Annotated in this window: 15 protein-coding genes, 1 pseudogene and 1 riboswitch; of the genes and pseudogenes, 7 read left to right on the top strand and 9 right to left on the bottom strand. The window is 67.5% G+C overall.

Annotated elements, in window-relative coordinates; genetic code table 11:
* The first annotated feature begins 191 nt into the window (after window positions 1–191).
* Window positions 192–1163 carry a hypothetical protein gene (locus QFZ33_RS23590; RefSeq protein WP_307031525.1) on the top strand — a complete coding sequence of 324 codons (972 nt, stop codon included), beginning with the start codon at window positions 192–194 and terminating at the stop codon, window positions 1161–1163.
* Window positions 1164–1192: 29 nt separating this feature from the next.
* Complete coding sequence (locus QFZ33_RS23595; RefSeq protein WP_307031527.1) at window positions 1193–1705, top strand: GNAT family N-acetyltransferase; 513 nt, start codon at window positions 1193–1195, stop codon at window positions 1703–1705.
* On the opposite strand, the gene QFZ33_RS23600 is transcribed toward QFZ33_RS23595, so the two are convergent.
* From QFZ33_RS23600 to QFZ33_RS23610, 3 genes and pseudogenes are all read right to left on the bottom strand, one after another.
* The gene (locus tag QFZ33_RS23600) at window positions 1702–2505 is read right to left on the bottom strand and encodes an energy-coupling factor transporter transmembrane component T family protein (RefSeq protein WP_307031529.1); all 804 of its coding nucleotides are present in this window, start codon (window positions 2503–2505) and stop codon (window positions 1702–1704) included. The genes QFZ33_RS23595 and QFZ33_RS23600 overlap by 4 nt on opposite strands.
* The gene (locus QFZ33_RS23605; RefSeq protein WP_307031530.1) at window positions 2502–4136 is read right to left on the bottom strand and encodes an ABC transporter ATP-binding protein; all 1635 of its coding nucleotides are present in this window, start codon (window positions 4134–4136) and stop codon (window positions 2502–2504) included. The genes QFZ33_RS23600 and QFZ33_RS23605 overlap by 4 nt, the downstream gene beginning before the upstream one ends.
* Window positions 4136–4758 (bottom strand): annotated as a pseudogene (locus QFZ33_RS23610) (ECF transporter S component). The gene QFZ33_RS23605 and the pseudogene QFZ33_RS23610 overlap by 1 nt, the downstream one beginning before the upstream one ends.
* Before the next feature lie 72 nt (window positions 4759–4830).
* A riboswitch (TPP riboswitch) is annotated at window positions 4831–4974 on the bottom strand.
* 118 nt (window positions 4975–5092) lie between these two features.
* Here QFZ33_RS23610 and QFZ33_RS23615 point away from each other — a divergent pair.
* The 3 genes from QFZ33_RS23615 to QFZ33_RS23625 all read left to right on the top strand — a co-directional run bounded on the left by QFZ33_RS23615 (window position 5093) and on the right by QFZ33_RS23625 (window position 8334).
* Entirely contained in the window at window positions 5093–5644 is a 552-nt protein-coding gene (locus QFZ33_RS23615; protein WP_307031532.1) for a heme-degrading domain-containing protein, read from the top strand.
* A 36-nt stretch (window positions 5645–5680) separates the two neighbouring features.
* Entirely contained in the window at window positions 5681–5944 is a 264-nt protein-coding gene (locus QFZ33_RS23620; RefSeq protein WP_102973435.1) for a DUF4235 domain-containing protein, read from the top strand.
* Window positions 5945–6483: 539 nt separating this feature from the next.
* Window positions 6484–8334 carry a hypothetical protein gene (locus tag QFZ33_RS23625; protein WP_307031534.1) on the top strand — a complete coding sequence of 617 codons (1851 nt, stop codon included), beginning with the start codon at window positions 6484–6486 and terminating at the stop codon, window positions 8332–8334.
* Window positions 8335–8464: 130 nt separating this feature from the next.
* Here QFZ33_RS23625 and mnhG read toward each other — a convergent pair whose 3' ends face one another.
* The 6 genes from mnhG to QFZ33_RS23655 are packed head-to-tail and all read right to left on the bottom strand — an operon-like array spanning window position 8465 to window position 14950.
* Complete coding sequence (gene mnhG / locus QFZ33_RS23630; RefSeq protein WP_307031536.1) at window positions 8465–8878, bottom strand: monovalent cation/H(+) antiporter subunit G; 414 nt, start codon at window positions 8876–8878, stop codon at window positions 8465–8467.
* Window positions 8868–9146 (bottom strand): monovalent cation/H+ antiporter complex subunit F, encoded by a 279-nt coding sequence (locus QFZ33_RS23635; RefSeq protein ID WP_307031538.1) that lies wholly within the window; start codon window positions 9144–9146, stop codon window positions 8868–8870. The genes mnhG and QFZ33_RS23635 overlap by 11 nt, the downstream gene beginning before the upstream one ends.
* The gene (locus tag QFZ33_RS23640) at window positions 9143–9688 is read right to left on the bottom strand and encodes a Na+/H+ antiporter subunit E (RefSeq protein WP_307031539.1); all 546 of its coding nucleotides are present in this window, start codon (window positions 9686–9688) and stop codon (window positions 9143–9145) included. The genes QFZ33_RS23635 and QFZ33_RS23640 overlap by 4 nt, the downstream gene beginning before the upstream one ends.
* Complete coding sequence (locus tag QFZ33_RS23645; RefSeq protein WP_307031542.1) at window positions 9685–11274, bottom strand: Na+/H+ antiporter subunit D; 1590 nt, start codon at window positions 11272–11274, stop codon at window positions 9685–9687. The genes QFZ33_RS23640 and QFZ33_RS23645 overlap by 4 nt, the downstream gene beginning before the upstream one ends.
* Window positions 11271–11870, bottom strand: coding sequence for a Na(+)/H(+) antiporter subunit C (locus tag QFZ33_RS23650; protein ID WP_307031544.1), 600 nt, complete (start codon window positions 11868–11870; stop codon window positions 11271–11273). The genes QFZ33_RS23645 and QFZ33_RS23650 overlap by 4 nt, the downstream gene beginning before the upstream one ends.
* Window positions 11867–14950 (bottom strand): Na+/H+ antiporter subunit A, encoded by a 3084-nt coding sequence (locus tag QFZ33_RS23655; RefSeq protein WP_307031546.1) that lies wholly within the window; start codon window positions 14948–14950, stop codon window positions 11867–11869. The genes QFZ33_RS23650 and QFZ33_RS23655 overlap by 4 nt, the downstream gene beginning before the upstream one ends.
* A gap of 190 nt (window positions 14951–15140) precedes the next feature.
* Between QFZ33_RS23655 and QFZ33_RS23660 the strand changes: the two genes are divergently transcribed.
* Both QFZ33_RS23660 and QFZ33_RS23665 read left to right on the top strand, forming a co-directional pair.
* Window positions 15141–16544, top strand: coding sequence for an MFS transporter (locus tag QFZ33_RS23660; RefSeq protein WP_307031548.1), 1404 nt, complete (start codon window positions 15141–15143; stop codon window positions 16542–16544).
* A 96-nt stretch (window positions 16545–16640) separates the two neighbouring features.
* Window positions 16641–17123, top strand: a complete 483-nt coding sequence (locus tag QFZ33_RS23665) for a cation:proton antiporter regulatory subunit (protein ID WP_190605578.1) — start codon at window positions 16641–16643, stop codon at window positions 17121–17123.
* Window positions 17124–17128: the final 5 nt, after the last annotated feature.

Consider the following 17128-nt stretch of genomic DNA (forward strand, 5'->3'; position numbering starts at 1 on the left):
CAGGAGGGGCGCCCAGCCCGTAATATACCCGTTATACGCATAAGCATTCAATAACGGGCGACAGTAGTGTGACAGAACCTGTGACGGCCTCCGCAGCCTCAGTCAAGGACCGTGCACTGGCCTTGACCGGCCGCGCATCCGGGAGCAAGCTAGCGGTACCTGTTGCGGCCACAAGGGAATGGGAGGCCGCCGTGTCCATTTTCAGCTCCGCCGTGCTGGGCAGGAAGTACCCTCTTGGGCGTCCGGCTTCAGCGCTGCTGTCCTTCGTGGTGGCTACAGCCGTGGGCTTCATTCCGGGACCAAGGCTGGACGACGGCGCGCCCCCGGCACCCGAATCAACCGTCACCCAGGCGTCGCCCAAGGCTTCTGCCACTTCCAGCAGCGCCGCGCAGGCGCAGCCGCCCGCGTCCCCGCAATCCCCGCGGCCGGTGGCCCGTCAGCCCGTACAGCCGCCAGAGTCCGGCAGGGTCCCATTGGGCAACGATGCTTCGTGGCCGCAGTGCAGCGGCGGCCTGCCCGACGACCCTGCGTTCGCGATTATCGGAGTCAACAACGGGCGCGCCAACACTACCAACCCCTGCCTCCACCAGCAGCTTGACTGGGGGGAGGACGCAGCTGGCGGGACCGGCCAGCCCCGCCTTGCGCTCTATGTGAACACCGCGAATCCCGGGCTGCGCGGCTCCTGGTGGCCGGTGAACAACGAGTACGGCGGCAAGGCAGTGGCCAACCCGTACGGCACCTGCCAGGGCAAGGAGGACGCGGCGTGCGCCTACATGTACGGGTACGCAAAAGCCTTCGACGACGCATACCTTCGCACCATCTCCGACCCTGAGACGTACCTCTGGTGGCTGGATGTCGAGACGGGCAACAGTTGGTCAGGCGACAGGACGGCCAACCGGGCGGACCTAGAAGGCATGACCGACTTTTTCCACAGCATAGGGGCCAGGGTGGGCATCTACTCCGCGGCGCGGCAGTGGGGACAGATCGTCGGCGAGATCGGTTCAGCCAGCAGCCTCTACTCCCTGCCAAGCTGGCTTGCCGGGGCGCACACTGCCGCCGATGCCAGGAGCATGTGCTCCGCGGCGCCCCTCACCGCAGGCGGCAAAGTGGTCCTCACCCAGTTTGTGGCCGGAGGCTTCGACTACAACCACTCCTGCGTCTGACGCACACCGCGAACATTTAGACTCGGCCCATGGATCACACCTGCAGCGTCCGCAAGGCCGCCCCCGAAGACGCCGAGGCCCTGGCCCGACTCCACTTGGAATGCTGGCGCGAAACCTACACGCACCTGCTTTCAGCGGGCTTCATGGCCAGGCAAGGCGTGGAAGAGCGGCTGACCATGTGGCGGCACCTTCTGAACGGCCCATACGCGGCCCGTCAGTTCGTAGCGGACGACGCCGGGAAGCTGGTGGGGTTTGCCGGCTCGCTTCCGACCGAGGAAGGGCTGAGGGAGCAGACCGAGCTCTGGGGCATCTACCTCCTGGCCTCCCACCATGGCAGGGGGCTCGGCCGGGCGCTGCTCGAGGCTGCGATCGGGAGCGAGGCGGCTGCGCTGTGGGTCGCCGAGGACAACCCCCGCGCCCAGGCCTTCTATCAGCGCAACGGCTTCGTCTTCACCGGCGCCAGGGACACGATCGAAGACTGGGAAGGGCTGGCCGAGATCCGGATGGCGCGGCCGGCAGGGTTGGCACACCCGGCGGGTTAGGAGCCCTGCAGCCACACCATGTTCCACGTGCCGGCCCACAGCGCGGCAGCCACGGCGCCGGCAGCGACCAGCACTCCGCCGAGCACCACCCAGACGTCCAGCACACTGTAGGTGGACACGCGCGCCCAGGTCCGGCTGGCGCCGCCGAACCCGCGGGCCTCCATCGTCACGGCAAGCCGGGTGGCGCGGCGGATGGCCTGGACCAGGAGGCCGAAGCTCTGCCCCAGGGTGGCCCGCATCCGTTGCCACGGGTTGCCGCGCGATCCGACGCCTCGGGCGCGCCTGGCCATGCCGATGGTCTGCCATTCCTCGGCCATCAGGCCGACCAGCCTCATCGCGGCCAGGGTCCCGAGCACGAAGCGGTGGGGCAGCCGCGCCTTTTGCGCCAGGGCGTCCGCCAGGTCGGTGGGATCGGTGCAGCTCATCAGCAGCACCGCAGGCAGGGCAATGGCCAGGCCCCGCAGCAGAAAACCCAGCCCCAGCTGAAGGGAACCTTCGCTCATGGACCAGAGGCCGACGTCGAGCAGTATTCTCCCGCTGTCCGGCGACAGGATGGAGGTGCTCCAGCCGCCGACGGCGGCCGCGAGGATCAGGGGCCAGCCGCGCTGCCACAGCAGCGAGAAAGTCAGGCCGGCCAAGGGGAAGACCAGCAGCTCACACACCAGAGCAACCGACGCCGACATCCAGTCGATGGACAGCGCCAGGACGAGGGTGATGAGGAAGACCGCCGCAAATTTGGCCAGCGGATTGGCGCGCGTCAGTACCGCCCGGTTTCCGACAAGTATCAGCGCTTCCCTCATGTCACCGTCTGTTCTGACGTTGGTTCAGCGGGTCTGGGCTCGGGCCGGCCGCCGGGGCCCAACCGCAGCTCGGTGCCGCCGAGCACATGGGTGAACTCCTCGTCATGGGTTACGGACACCACGGCTGTGCCGGCGTCAAGCAGTTCGGAAAGGAATGAGGCAAGCTCCGCCCAGGTGTTGGCGTCCTGGCCGAAGGTCGGCTCGTCCAGCACCAGCACCTGGGGGTGCGCCGCCAGGACGGTGGCCACGGACAGCCTGCGTTTCTCCCCGCCGGAGAGGGTGTAAGGGTTGGCGTCCACGAGATGCGTGAGGCGCAGCCGCTCCAGCAGCTCATCGACTCGCTCTTCGCCGTGGCCCAGATGGCGGGGGCCGAACTGCAGCTCGTCCAGGACGCGGCCGGTGACGAACTGGTGCTCGGGCTCCTGGAACACCGTACCGATCCGGGCGATCAGCTGCTCCGCCCTCCACTTGTAGGGGTCAATTCCGGCTCCGCCGCTCAACTCAACAGTCGCGGACACCTTGCCGGCCACCGGCGGGAGCAGCCCGGCGAGAGTCAGCGCAAACGTGGATTTGCCCGCGCCGTTGGGACCTGTGACGGTGAGCGCTTCGCCTGCCCGGACCTGTGCCGTTACGTCCCGCAGCACCGGTTCCGGAGGCACCGAACGGAAGCCGCGGCGGCGTGGACGTTCCCGCGACACGGCGAGCTTTTCGGCCGCCAGCAGCAGCTGGCCGGTGTTATGTCCGGAGGAGGTCGGAACGCTGGCACTTGAACGGCGCCGGGTTTCGGGAACGTAGCCGGGGACCCAGACGCCGGCGGCGGTGAGCATCCCGCGGGCCTGTTCGAGTACCTCGTCCGGGGTCCCGTCGATCAGCACCGCTCCGTCCGCGGCGGACCCCGGCTGCAGGACCACGATCCGGTCCACCAGGTCTTTCCAGGCCGCGACCCGGTGCTCCACCACCACCAGGGTGGCCCCGGTCTTGTCGAGGCAGCGACCCACGGCGTCGCGGACTTCCAGGACGCCGGCGGGGTCGAGGTTCGCTGTCGGCTCGTCCAGCAGGATGAGTCCCGGCCGCATCGCCAGGATGCCGGCAAGCGCGAGGCGCTGCTTCTGGCCGCCGGACAGGGACGACGTCGGGTGGTTCAGCGGAAGGTGCGCCAGCCCGACGTCCTCCAGCGCTTCATGCACGCGGCGCCAGATCTCGTCGCGGGGCACGGACAGGTTCTCGGCACCGAAGGCGACGTCGTCACCGAGGCGCGACAGCACAACCTGGGTTTCCGGGTCCTGCTGCATGAGCCCGGCGCGGCCGCGCCGGGAACGGGGCGGCGCGCCGTCGATGAGCAGCTCTCCGCTCTCGTCCGCGTCGTCACGGCCGGGAGTCCCGGCGTCGTCCGCGGAACTCCCCGCAGCGGAACTACCGCCCGCGTCGCTGTCCCCCAGCACACCCGCCAGGGCGTGAAGCAGCGTGGACTTGCCGGCTCCGGAAGGGCCCAACAGCAGGACCCGCTCGCCGGGGCGGATGTCCAGGTCGAGGGCATGGACCGCGGGTTTGGTGCGGCCGGCGTGGCGCCAGCCCCAGCCGCGGGCGGTGACCGCGGCGGGGCGGACACCTCCGTCGTGTTGTCCGGGCATTAGGAGAAGACGGGCTCCGTGGCTGCCTTGCGGGACGCGAAGGAGCTCAGCACACCTGTCCTGGCCAGGCCGCGCGTGGCGATCCAGGACAGCGCGCCGGCAATGACCGCGCCGGAAATGGCGCAGAACACGATGTACGCGAGCTTGTCGCCTGCTGCGTAGGCGATGTTCCAGCCCCAGGGGGCGAAGGAGTCGTTGAGCCCGCAGAACAGTCCGGCACCGGCCCCCGCAAGCAGCGAGGCGGGCAGGTTGAACTTCCGGTACGCGAAGGCGGCGAACACGAGCTCCGCCCCCAGGCCCTGCAGAACGCCGGAAATGAGCACCGTGGTGCCGTACTGCGAGCCCATGAGCAGCTCGCCGGTAGCAGCCACACCCTCGCAGAACAGGGCCGCGCCGGGCTTGCGGATGATGAGCATCCCCAGGACCGCCGGAATCATCCAGCCGCCGGCGTAGAGGCCGGTCAGGGGCGCGGGTAGATGGCGTTGATGGGGGTGGAGATGAGGTTGGCGCCCTGGGACCAGGCCCAGAAGATGACGCCGCCGGCAACGGCGATGAGCGCCGCCACGACGATGTCCGCCACGCGCCAGCTGTAGCTGGTCTTCTTGATTGCTGCAGTTGTCATGATGGTCCTCCTGAGGAACAGGAGGGGAAAGCGTTCCCCCGGCTGCCGATGGCTGAGCCACCTGCTGCCGGGCACTCTGAGAACTCGACTCCCTTGCGCCGGTACTAGCCGGATCAGGTTCGAGGGTCTGCGGCGGTCCGCACTCTCAGCGCCCATCCGCGGTTGCGCTGGCAGTTGCCTTTGCATCCCGACGGCGGCGCTCCCCTGTCGTGATAAATCTGCCCTTGTGGGCTGATCCAGTTTACACCTCGCCCCGCCCGGAAACCGGGGGCCGCTGTCACAATGCGGAAGTTTTCATGCGGCGTCAGGACAGCGGCCCGAGTAGATTGAGGCCATGACGCAACAGGACTCCGGCAGCGCTCCCGTGCCCGCCTTTGACCCCGACTCCTCCGAGGAACAGCCGGCGGGAGCCTTGGACGCCCTGATTGGGCAGATCGAAGGGGAGATCGCTGAACTGCAGTTTCCGAGGTTCAGCAAGGACGATGCCCTGGCGCTGGGCCTGGAACTGGTGGAACGGGGCAAGGAGGACAACCTGCCCATCGCCATCGACATCACCAAGGGGGAGCAGGTGCTCTTCCATGTGGCGCTTGAGGGTGCCACCCCGGACAACGAAGGCTGGGTGCGGGCCAAGCAGCGGACTGCTGAGCGCTACGAGGAACCGTCGTTGCTGGTGGGCCTGCGCGGCAGGGTCGGCGGCGGACGGATCGAGGACAACGCCTGGTTCGACCAGTCCACCTACGCTGCCCACGGCGGAGCCTTCCCCGTTTATGTGCGGGATGTGGGTGTGGTGGCTGTGGTCACCGTGTCCGGGCTGCCGCAGAAGGCGGACCACGACCTCGTGGTGCAGGCGTTGCGGGAGATCCACCGGTCCATACGGCTAGGCTAAGGACAGACCAGTGTTCATCACGCGAGGAGTTCCGCAATGAGTTTCTTCATCAAACTGCTTGGCACAGGCATCAGCCTGCTGGCAGGGTTCGCCGGCACCAAGGCCGTCGACACCATCTGGGAAAAAATCACGGGCCGGAAGCCCCCCAAGGGTGACAAGGACGACGTGCCCACCACGCTGCGCACGGCCCTCACGTTCGCCCTCGTCTCCGCCTCCGTAAGCGCGGTCATCCAGGTGCTGGCCAACCGCGGCACCCAGCGGGCCATCACCCGCTTCGCCAAGACCCAGGACATCGTCTAGGCCTCCCTGCTGGTCGCGCCTGTCGAGACCAACCACCCCTGCAGTCCCCCCACACGGGGTGGGTTGCCCGCAGCCCCTTCCGGGCCGAGACCGGGTTTCCCCAAGCACGGCAGGCCATACTGCTTCCGTTCTGAACCTGGCAGTGCTGATGACCTCGGCCGGGCTCACAACAGCCGGACCCGGCGCCGCAACCTGCGGTGCCGGGTCCGTTCGCATTCTGCCCCGGCGGCCCACCTCATGTCGCTTGGAGGCCATGAGCATGGCTTGGCGTGAGCAGCGCGAGTCCCCCCACGCCGCCGTAAAAAGCCTTGCATGCCAAGGTTTTTCCAACCTGGAGCCCGAACGTTTTTCCAACCCCCACGACTTTTAGTGGATGCCATCAGCGTCTTTACGAGGAGACAAAAATGGTACCCACACCACCTTTCCTGTCAGCCCAACGCCTGACCCTCCGACATCGCGGCCCGAGCCCTGCGTCCCGTCGCCGCGGCATTGCTGCCGCAACAGCCGTCCTGCTTGCGGCGACAGGAGCAGGAGCCTCCTTGGCGGCAACCCTGGTAACCCAGACGAACCCGAACAAGCTGACCGCCGTCGGACCCGTCAACACCGAGTACGGCTTTCCGTCCTGGTACGAGGACAGCAACAAAACGCGCGTCGAGCTGTGCCTGGACGCGGAGAACCCGCTCTGCGGTTTCCTGCCCGGGGACATCCCGGACGAGACTGCACCCATTTCATTCCCGGGAAACTTCCCGGAAGAGGCGTTCTACATGCTCGCCGGCTCCGAGCTGGCCCTTCCCGGCGGCGGAAGGGCCGTCCTGGTCCTGGGCCTGGAGGCGGCCTTCGCCAACACGGTCACCGAAGGCGACCAGGTGGTCTTCGGCCGCCAGCGCATCGTCGTCAAAGGCGCCCCCGCCAACACCACCCTGACCTTCCAGCACCCCTACGGCACCATCACCATCGACACCGACGGCACGGGGGCCGGCAAGCTCGTCGAAGACATCTCGCCCGCAGCGGGCAACTTCACCACCGCCCTGAAGAGCAACATCGGCCCCTTCCTGAAATGGGACCCCGCCACCGCACCGGCAGCCCCCGAAGGTTACCTCGGAGATCCGGGTCAAGACCACACCGTCACCGGAAGCCCCACCGGCTACAACAAGTTCTCCGTCAACGGCGGCGGCCTCACCCTCGAAACCGACCAGTTCACCGTGCAGGGCAAAATCTCCACCAACCAGGGCGTCAACGGCGACAGCGCCGTCCTGAACGGCAACATGATCGACGTGTTCGCCAGCAGTGGCAACGACGCCCAGCTCCAGATCGACGGGCAGGCCGGGGCCTTCGAAACCACCCCCATGCTCAGCGACCCGGACACCGGCCGCTACTACGCCCGGATCCAGTTCACCGGAACCGCACCGGCCACCGTGAAGATCACCAACATCGGCGACAAGCCCGCCAGCAGCAGCCAGATCAGCGTCACCAAACCCAGCGGCATCAGCATCACCAAGGCCATCTACGACGGAACGAACCTGACCGTCGGAGCCCTCTCCACTGTCGGCTACCCGCTGACCGTCACCGGCGTGGGCACGCTGGATGAGCCGGCAGCCGGAACCCCATCCGAAAAATCCTGGCCAGTGAAGGCCCCACCGGCAACCGTCACGGTGAAAACCGCAGCCGGCGGCACCGCCACCCTGCCGGTGACCGTTTCCGGCGGCGCGGCAACCCCGGTCGGACTGGACCCGGTCACCCCCGCCCCGGACCCCGGACCCGTCGTCGACACCGGCAGCGGCTCCGTCCCCGGCGAAACACAGCCCGCGACGGCGGTAGCCACCGCCGCCTCAACCGCCATCACCCGCGGCGGAACCGCCCAGCTGGACGGCAGCGCCTCCACCGGCGCCGCCACCTACAAATGGACCCAAGTCAGCGGACCCACCGTCACCTTCTCCAGCGACACCGCCGCCAAGCCCACTGTTACCGTCCCGTACTACGCCAAGACCACGGACACGGCACCCCTCACGGCCAAGTCCAACGACCCGATCCAGCTCCAGCTGATCGTCACGGACAAGAACGGCATCGGCAGCGCCCCGGCAACAGTAAGCCTCACAGTCCAGACGGACACGGTCGCCGTCGCCGGCTCCCGCCACCGGCTCGGCACCGAGCTGCGGATTACCGGCACGTCGACACTGGCCGGCAACACCGCCGTCTTGGTCCCGGCCACCACGGTGGTCATCTACGACACCACCCCCGGCCGGGCCGTCACCAAGATCGGCACCGCACAGGTCGACACCCTCGGCGCCTGGTCCTACCGGGCCAAGCCCGGACCGAACCGGCAGATCACCAGTGTGCTGGTCCAGTCCAGCCGCGGCGGCACCGCAACCGGAGTGCTCGCCACCCGGTAGATCCAGCGATCCGCCACTACGGGTCAGGCCCCGTCTGCACAGCAGACGGGGCCTGACCCTTTTAAGGATGTTGTTCAGTCCTCGACACACTCGAGCAGGTCGCCGGGCTGGCAGCCGAGACATCTCAGGCTCAGCCAGCGGTGCGGTTGCCGCCGTCGGACTCTGATTCACGGGCGGCCTTGGCGGCCTTCACCACCACGGCCTCCAGCTCGTCGGTGCTGAGCAGCTCCCTGTGGAGGTGCTTGGTGCGGTAGCCGGCGCGGCCCACCATGTGGGCGGATACCGGCACAGTGAGCAGCTGGAAGATCCAGGCCACGAGCAGCACCGGCCACACCCACCATGTACGCAGTTGCAGCCCCACCGCGGCGAGCAGGAGGAACAGCCCGAGCACCTGGGGCTTGGTGGCGGCGTGCATGCGGCTCATCAGGTCGGGAAAGCGCAGCAGGCCTATGGCGGCGGCGAGGGACATCAGGGCGCCTACCACCATGAACACTGCCGAAACTGCATCGATTACCGTGTCCACGGCATTCTGTTCAGGACTCACTGGGCTGCTCCCGCCTGTCGGCCACGAAGCGGGCCACCGTCACCGAGCCGATAAACCCGATGACGGACACAGCCGCCACCAGCATCAGGTTGTTCAGGTGCCGGTTCACTGCCATGTCGATGCACAGCGCCGCGCCGAGGATAGCCAGCAGCACGTCCGCCGCGAGGACCCGGTCCAGGAGAGACGGGCCGCGGGCGATGCGGATGATCGCGCCCGCGGCGGCGAGGGCCAGCGCCACAGCCGTGACGGCGAGGACAAGCTCCATCATGCGCCATCCTCCTGCTTCAGGGCGGCAAGCTCTTCCTTCGTTCCCATGATCCGGATGAGCTCCGCCTCGGTGTCGCGGACTTCCTTGCGCAGTTTGAGGACGTCCTCACCGTTCCGTACGTTCAGTCCGTGGATGTAGAGCGTGGAGGTGGACCTGTCCACCTCCACCACCAGTGACCCCGGAATCAGGGAGATCACGTGGCCGGTCGCCGTCACCATCAGGTCCGAATGGCTGCGCAACGGAACCGCGACGACGGCGTTGGTCACCTTGGGTCCCTGGGCCACCGCCAGGTAAAACACCTGGCAGCTGGCGGCCACCACCCGGCCGAGGAACACCACCGCGAACGGAACGGCCCTCAGCACGCTGAAGCGTCCGCTCAGCTCCACCGGCGGCAGGTAGAACAGGCGCGCCACCGCAACCGCCAGCAGGGCGCCGAAGAGCAGGTTCCCGGGCCTGAAGTCCTGCCAAAGTGCTCCCCAGACGATGACCAGCCAGATCAGCAGCGGCAGTTCCTGCCGCAGGGACACCCTTCGCCGGCTCACTTTCCGCCTCCGCTCAGCGCCGCAGCCGGCACGGTCGTGCCGTCACCGAGCACCGCCTGGATGTAGGCAGACCTGTCCAGCATGGCTGTGGCGGACTGGTCCGCCACGCGGAAGAGCGGCCCGGCGAAGACGGTGAGCGCCACACCCAGCACCACGAGGCCCAGCGTGGACCCCACCATGGTCCGCGGCAGCAGGCGCACCGCCGTCGCGCCGCCCACCGGGCCGGGCACCGCCAGCAGCACCGGGTCTGGGTGCTCCGCGTCCTCGGCCTTGCGCCAGAACGCGCGGTTCCACACCCTGGCGACGGCCAGGAGGGTCAGGAGGCTCGTCAGCACGCCGCCGATCACCAGGGCGTAGGCCAGCGGGGTTCCCAGGCCGATGCCGGCCTGCATCAGGCCGAGCTTGCCCAGGAAGCCCGAGAACGGCGGGATGCCGGCCAGGTTCATGGCGGGAACGAAGAACAGGAGGGCCAGCAGCGGGGACAGTTTGGCCAGCCCGGCCAGCCGGTCCACCGAGGAGCTGCCGCCGCGGCGCTCAATCAGCCCGGTGACCAGGAAAAGGCTGGTCTGGATGGTGATGTGGTGCGCCACGTAGAACACGGCCGCCGCCAGGCCGGCCACGGAGGACATGGCCAGGCCGAACACCATGTAGCCGATGTGGCTGACCAGGGTGAAGGACAGCAGACGCTTGATGTCGCTCTGGGCCAGGGCACCCAGGATGCCGACCACCATGGTCAGCAGCGCCACCACCATCAGGGGCGTGTTGAGGCTGTCCCCGGGGAACAGCAGGGTTTCCGTGCGGACCATGGCGTACACGCCCACCTTGGTCAGCAGGCCGGCGAACACGGCCGTCACCGGGGCCGGCGCGGTGGGGTACGAGTCCGGCAGCCAAAAGGACAGGGGGAACACGGCGGCCTTGATACCGAAAGCCACCAGCAGCATGACGTGCAGGAGCGTCTTGGTTCCCTGGTCCAGCTCCGAGAGCTTGATGGCCAGGTCCGCCATGTTGATGGTGCCCGTTGCGCCGTAGACCATTGCGATGGCAATCAGGAACAGCACCGACGACACCACCGAGACCACCACGTACGTGACGCCTGCCCGGATGCGCGGGCCCGTGCCGCCGAGGGTCATCAGCACATAGCTGGCCGTCAGCAGGATCTCGAAGCCGACATACAGGTTGAACAGGTCCCCGGAGAGGAACGCGTTGGAGACGCCGGCCACGAGGATCAGGTACGTGGGGTGGAAGATCGAGACCGGGGCGTCCTGGTCGCCGTCGGCCATGCCCTGCCCGGTGGCATACACGAGGACGGCAAGGCTCACCGCGGAGGACACCACGAGCATGAGCGAAGAGAACTGGTCCACCACCAGGACAATCCCCCACGGCGGCACCCAGCCGCCGATGTTCACCGCTGCAGTGCCGCCGTTCCAGACGGACGCCAGCAGCAGGCACTCCAGCAGCAGGGTGAGCGAGAGCAGGGCAATGCTCACCGCGCGCTGCGCGCGGGAATGCCGGATCAGTACGAACGTCAGCGCCGCCCCCAGGATGGGAAGTACGACGGCGAGCGGGGCAAGGCTTGCGAGGTTCACTTCGCCCCTCCATCCGTGTCCGTGCCTTTTTCTGTGTTTACGTCTGTGTCTGTGACAGGGGCGATCTTGCCGGATCCCGGCTTCTCCTCCAGGGCGGCATGCTCCGCCAGAAGGGTCCGGCCGCCCGCCTCGACAGTCGCCGTCGACTCCGCCGCAGTGGAACTGTCCGATCCCCGCATGGGCAACGGGAACTCGGAGGTTTCCACGGGGATGACGGCGTCGTCCTCCGCGTCGAAGCTGGGGGTTTCGGCCACGCGGCGGTCCTCGATGTCGTCCTGGATGTCGTCCTGCCGGGCAAGCAGCCAGGTCCGGTAGATGATGCCAAGCATGAAGGCCGTGACAGCGAAGGAAATAACGATGGACGTCAGAATAAGTGCCTGCGGCAGGGGGTCGTTGTAGGACGCGGGGTCCGTATCCTTGCTGAAGAAGGGAGCCCGGCCGGCGTAGCCCCCGGTGGCAAGGATCAGCAGGTTGGTGGCGTTGGCCAGCAGCATCAGCCCCAGCAGCACGCGCGTGAGGCTGCGTTCCAGGATCAGGTAGATGCCGCAGGCGTAGAGGGCGCCCATGACGGTCAGCAGGGTCAGGTTAACGGTCATGACGTGCCGCCTTGGGTTGATCCGGCCGGAATGCCGGCGGGCACCTGATCGCTGCCCTCGATGCCCTCCTGCTCGCCGTCCTCCTGCGCGTCCAGCTGCAGGGGACGTTCTTCAAAATGTTCGTCGATCTCGGCGCCAAGGCTGCGGAGCACATCCAGCACCAGACCCACAACGACGATGTACACGCCGGTGTCGAAAATCGTGGACGTGACGAACTTGATGTCGCCAAAGACCGGCAGCCAGAACTCAATAATGGCGCTCTGGAACACCTGGCCGCCCAGCAGCACTGGCGCGGCGCCGGACAACGCGGCGGTGGCCAGGCCGATCCCGAGCAGGGTGCCGGCGCTGATGGGGGTGGCCTCGTGCAGTTCGAAGCGGCCGCCCGCCAGGTAGCGCAGTGTGAGGGCCAGCCCGGCCATGAGTCCGCCTGCGAAGCCCCCGCCGGGGAGGTTGTGCCCGGCCAGCAACAGGTAGAGCGAGAAAATGATCATTGAGTGGAAGACCAGGCGAGTGACCACTTCGAAGATGATGGAGCGGCGTTCCGGTGCCAGCGTGCGCCCGGCAACGAGCCACGGGTCCCGCGCGGCGGCCGCAAACTTGCGGGTCAGCGCCAGGGCGGCACCGTCCCGCGATGATTTGTCCACGCCGTGGCGGCGGCCGACGGTCCCCTCAGCCACGGCGGACGCTGTGCGCAGCCGGTCCCCGCGGCCCCGGACGAAGATGAGGCTCGCCACGCCGGTCGCGGCCAGCGCCAGCACGGAGATCTCACCGAAGGTGTCCCACGCGCGGATGTCCACCAGGGTGACGTTGACGATGTTGAGCCCGCCGCCGCCCTCGTAGGCCAGCTTGGGGAACTCGAGGGAGACGGGCGTGGCGATCCGGGCACCCATGGCGTGGATGGCGGCGAAGACCATAGTGGCGCCGAAGGACAGGCCGATGATCACGCGGACCACCCGGTACTTGCCCCCGGTGCGGTCGCGCAGCTCCGCCGGGAGGCTGCGCATGGCCAGCACGAACGCCACAAGGATGATCGTTTCCACGAGCATCTGCGTCAGGGCCAGGTCCGGGGCGCCCTGCAGCGCGAACATCAGGGCGATGCCGTAGCCGGTGACGGAAACCATGAGCACGGCAAGGAACCGCTTGTTGGCCCGGACAGCGGCGAGCGCCCCGATCAAGATCCCCGCGCCTGCCACCAGTTGCAGGGGCGAGTTGGGGTCGACGAAATACAGCCCTTCGGGAAGCGGCTTGTTCGCAGCGATCAGGGCGGACAGGGGCAGGACAAAGGCGACGCTGAGGATCACAGCCAAGTAGAAATACAGCGAACCGCGCTGCGTGCGTCCGGTGATCCACACGGCGACGTCGTCCAGGGCACCAATGGTCAGCTGGTAGCCGCGGTCGGCGTCGAACCAGGGCGGAATGGCGCTCTGGATCCGGTCCACCAGCCCCCGCCCGTAGAACATGGCCGCGCCGGCGGCGAACGTGATGGCAGTCAGTCCCAAGGCTGGGGTCAGTCCGTGCCACAGCGCCAGGTGCCCGGCGGCACCGGCCGCGCTGCCGGCGTCGGACGTTCCTTCCGTGAGCTGCGATCCCTCGGTAAAGAGGGCCGCGTACGGCTGAATCCAAGCGTCCACAGGCGCCGGCCACAGGCCGTACACGATGGTGAGGACGCTCAGGGCGGCCGGGGCTGCCAGGAAGGAGGGGCGAATGGCCTCGAACGGGGTGCGGGCGACGCCCGGCTTCACCGCAAAGGCACCCCACATGAAGCGCGCGCTGTAGGCGAAGGTCAACACGGAGCCGAGCACCATGCCCGTCAGGACCACTGCGCCCCAGGGGCCGTGACCGGGCGCTGCAGTGAAGTGCACGAACGCCTCGAGTACCGATTCCTTAGCGACGAAGCCGCCCAGCAGCGGGATGCCGGCCATGGAGGCGGCGCCGATGCCGGCAACGATGCCGAGGGCACGGGAGGAGAGGAAAACGCCCGAGAGCTTGCGGATGTCGCGCGTGCCGGACTGGTGGTCGATGATGCCAACTACGAGGAAGAGCGTCGCCTTGAAGAGCCCGTGCGCGAGCAGCATGGCGAGGCCGGCGAGGGCGGCGTCAGGTTTTCCGAGTCCCACCACCATGGTGATGAACCCGAGCTGGCTTACGGTGCCGTAGGCCAGGATGAGCTTGATGTCCGTCTGTCGCAGGGCCCGGTAGCCGCCCACCAGCATGGTGGCCAGGCCGAGCCCGAGGACGATCGGCAGCCAGTAGGCAGTGTCGGTGAAGCCCGGGGCGAGGCGCGCCACGATGTACACGCCGGCCTTTACCATGGCGGCGGCGTGCAGGTACGCGCTCACGGGAGTTGGCGCTGCCATGGCGCCCGGAAGCCAGAAGTGGAACGGGACAAGCGCGGATTTGGTCACCGCACCGACCAGGATGAGGACGACGGCGGCGGCCACGGCTCCCGCTGCCGGACCGGAAACCAGCCCTGGTGCCTGTTCGAGAATGGCGGAGATCCGGTACGTGCCGGCGCTGGCACCGAGCATAATCAGGCCAACGAGCATGGCCAGGCCGCCGGCGGTGGTGACCACGAGGGCCTGCAGCGCCGAGCGGCGGGCCGCGAGCCGTGTCCGTGCATAACCGATCAGGAGGTAAGACAGGACCGTGGTGAGTTCCCAGAAAATGAACATCATGAGCAGGTCATCCGCGGTGACCAGGCCGAACATGGCCCCGGCGAACGCCAGCAGCTGGGCGCCGAACCCGCCCAGGTAGCTGTCTTTGTCCTTGAAATATCGTGCGCAGTAGACCAGCACCAGGGCGCCCACACCGAGGACCAGCAGCGACATGACCCACGCCAGGGCGTCCATGCGGAAGGCGAATTCGATGCCGAGGCTTGGAATCCACGGGACGGTTTCAGCGGGTGCGCCGGTTTCTGTGTAGGCGTTGGCGCCATAGACCGCGGCATGCTGGAACAACAGCCACACAAACGAACCGGCCGGCACCGCGGCCAGCGCATAAAACGAGTTGCGGCCGAACCTCCGGAAGACGAACGGCGCCACAGCGGCCACCGCGAAGTGCACGGCAAGGACTGGGATCACTGGTATCTCCGCAAAGTCAGAATTCGGTTATCAAAAGTTGGAGCTGGCGGTCATTCGTTGGGTTCGGTTCCGCCAGTTTATCAACGGGGCACTGACAGTTTTTCCCGCGGAGCCGGGCCCAGGGTAAGTTTCGCCAGTTCGCAGGAGGGTTGCTGGGTCCCCGTTCGCCACGGGCGGATAGCATCGGCCTATGAACTCCGCAGCCGCATCCGAGGCAACGCAGCCGTCGTCGGAACTTGAAGCAGGGCCGCAGGCGTCCAGCAAGGGCCGCGTTCTGGCCTGGGCAGCCTGGGACTGGGGGTCCGCGGCGTTCAACGCGGTCATGACGACGTTCGTCTTCACCGTCTACCTCACGTCCCAGGCATTCGGCGGTGAAGACCGTGCCTCGGCCGTGCTGGGTGGAGCCCTGGCCATTGCGGGCGCGGCCATTGCCCTGCTCGCGCCCGTCACGGGTCAGCGGTCCGATACCGGGGGCCGCCGCAAGCTCTGGCTGGGAGTTAACACGGGCGCCGTCGCAATCCTGACAGCACTGTGCTTCTTCGTCTTTCCGCGGCCCGAATTCCTCCTGCTCGGGGTGTCCCTGATCGCCCTGGCCAACGTGTTCTTCGAGTTCGCGGGCGTGAACTACAACGCCATGCTGGCGCAGATTTCGACGCCCCGGAACATCGGCAAGGTCAGCGGGTTCGGCTGGGGCATGGGCTACCTGGGCGGCATCGTGGCCCTGCTCATCGTGCTCCAACTCTTCGTGCAGCCGCGCTTCGAGTGGTTCGGCGCCTCCACGCAGGACAGCCTCAACATCCGGCTGGTGGCCGTGTTCTCAGCGCTGTGGTTCGTCATCTTCGCGCTGCCGGTCATGTTCGCGGTCCCGGAGCTGCCCAAGCCGAAGCGGGCCGCAACCCTCGGCTTCCTGGCCTCGTACGGGCTGCTGGCGCGCAGGGTCAAGGCGATCTACCGGACCAGCCCGCACACCATCTTCTTCCTGCTGGCCAGCGCCATCTTCCGGGACGGGCTGGCGGCGGTCTTCACCTTCGGCGGGATCATCGCGGCCGGCACCTTCGGCTTCGAACTGCCGCAGGTCATCTTCTTCGCCATTTTCGGCAACGTCGTGGCGGCCGTAGGCGCGGTCATCGGCGGTTTCCTGGACGACAGGGTGGGGCCCAAGGCCGTGATCATCGCCTCCCTCACCGGGCTGCTGGTCGCCGGAACGGTCATCCTGGTGCTGGGCAATGACAACCACATGCTCTTCGGGATGCCATGGTCAGGGGCCACGACGTTCTGGGTTTTCGGCCTGTTCCTCTGCCTGTTTGTTGGGCCGGCGCAGTCCTCGTCCCGTGCATATCTGGCCCGGCTGGCCCCGCAGGGCGAATCCGGTGAGCTCTTCGGCCTGTACGCGACCACCGGCCGCGCCGTCAGCTTCCTCGCCCCGGCCCTGTTCACGCTGTGCATCACCGTTGCCACTCCCTTGGTGGCTGAGGGGGACGCGCAGCGCTGGGGCATTTTGGGCATCATGGTGGTGCTGCTCGCCGGACTGCTGGTCCTCCTGCCGGTCAAGGCCCCGAGCGACGCCGAGATCGCCGTCGTCCCCCAGTCCTAGCCTGCCCCCGGGCAGCGAGCGCGCACGGACATTTAGGCATTCCGCAGGGCGCACAGTTTCAGCCGAAATCACGAGTTCGCAGACTAGGCTGATGTTATGAACGTGGAAGAGACGGATCTCCCGGGTTTGGGCCGGCGCAAGGACTTCATGACGGCATCCGGCCGGCGTATTGGGGTGGTGGAACTCCGCGAGGGCCAGACCGAACTGTTCGTCTCCACCTGGGATGACCCGGACACCTGCCAGGCCTCGATACCGCTGACCGGCGATGAGGCGGCAACGCTGGGGAATCTGCTCGGCGGCCAGCACCTCGCGATGAAGCTGACGGAGGCGCACAGGGAAGTTCCGGGGATCACCACGAGGCAGTTCTCCATCGCCGCGGATTCCCCGTTCCAGAACCAGCCCATGGGCAAGGCCTGCATCCGCACCCGGTGCGGTGTTTCGATTGTGGCGATCATGCGTGAAGGTGAGGTGGTTCCCTCACCAGGTCCCGACGTCCTCCTTCACCCCGGCGACCTGCTGGTCGCTGTCGGCACGCAAGAAGGCCTGGACGCTGCGGCCGACATCCTGCGCAACGGCTAACGGTC

Origin of the sequence: Arthrobacter globiformis, from assembly GCF_030815865.1 — a bacterium.
In the GTDB taxonomy this organism is placed as follows: Bacteria; Actinomycetota; Actinomycetes; order Actinomycetales; family Micrococcaceae; genus Arthrobacter; species Arthrobacter globiformis_B.

What these genes read in the sequence shown, in the direction of transcription:
- QFZ33_RS23595 (WP_307031527.1), top strand. Translation starts at nt 1,193, where the DNA reads ATGGATCACACCTGCAGCGTCCGCAAGGCCGCCCCCGAAGACGCCGAG.
- QFZ33_RS23600 (WP_307031529.1), bottom strand. Translation starts at nt 2,505, where the DNA reads ATGAGGGAAGCGCTGATACTTGTCGGAAACCGGGCGGTACTGACGCGC.
- QFZ33_RS23605 (WP_307031530.1), bottom strand. Translation starts at nt 4,136, where the DNA reads ATGCCCGGACAACACGACGGAGGTGTCCGCCCCGCCGCGGTCACCGCC.
- QFZ33_RS23615 (WP_307031532.1), top strand. Translation starts at nt 5,093, where the DNA reads ATGACGCAACAGGACTCCGGCAGCGCTCCCGTGCCCGCCTTTGACCCC.
- QFZ33_RS23620 (WP_102973435.1), top strand. Translation starts at nt 5,681, where the DNA reads ATGAGTTTCTTCATCAAACTGCTTGGCACAGGCATCAGCCTGCTGGCA.
- QFZ33_RS23635 (WP_307031538.1), bottom strand. Translation starts at nt 9,146, where the DNA reads ATGATGGAGCTTGTCCTCGCCGTCACGGCTGTGGCGCTGGCCCTCGCC.
- QFZ33_RS23650 (WP_307031544.1), bottom strand. Translation starts at nt 11,870, where the DNA reads ATGACCGTTAACCTGACCCTGCTGACCGTCATGGGCGCCCTCTACGCC.
- QFZ33_RS23660 (WP_307031548.1), top strand. Translation starts at nt 15,141, where the DNA reads ATGAACTCCGCAGCCGCATCCGAGGCAACGCAGCCGTCGTCGGAACTT.
- QFZ33_RS23665 (WP_190605578.1), top strand. Translation starts at nt 16,641, where the DNA reads ATGAACGTGGAAGAGACGGATCTCCCGGGTTTGGGCCGGCGCAAGGAC.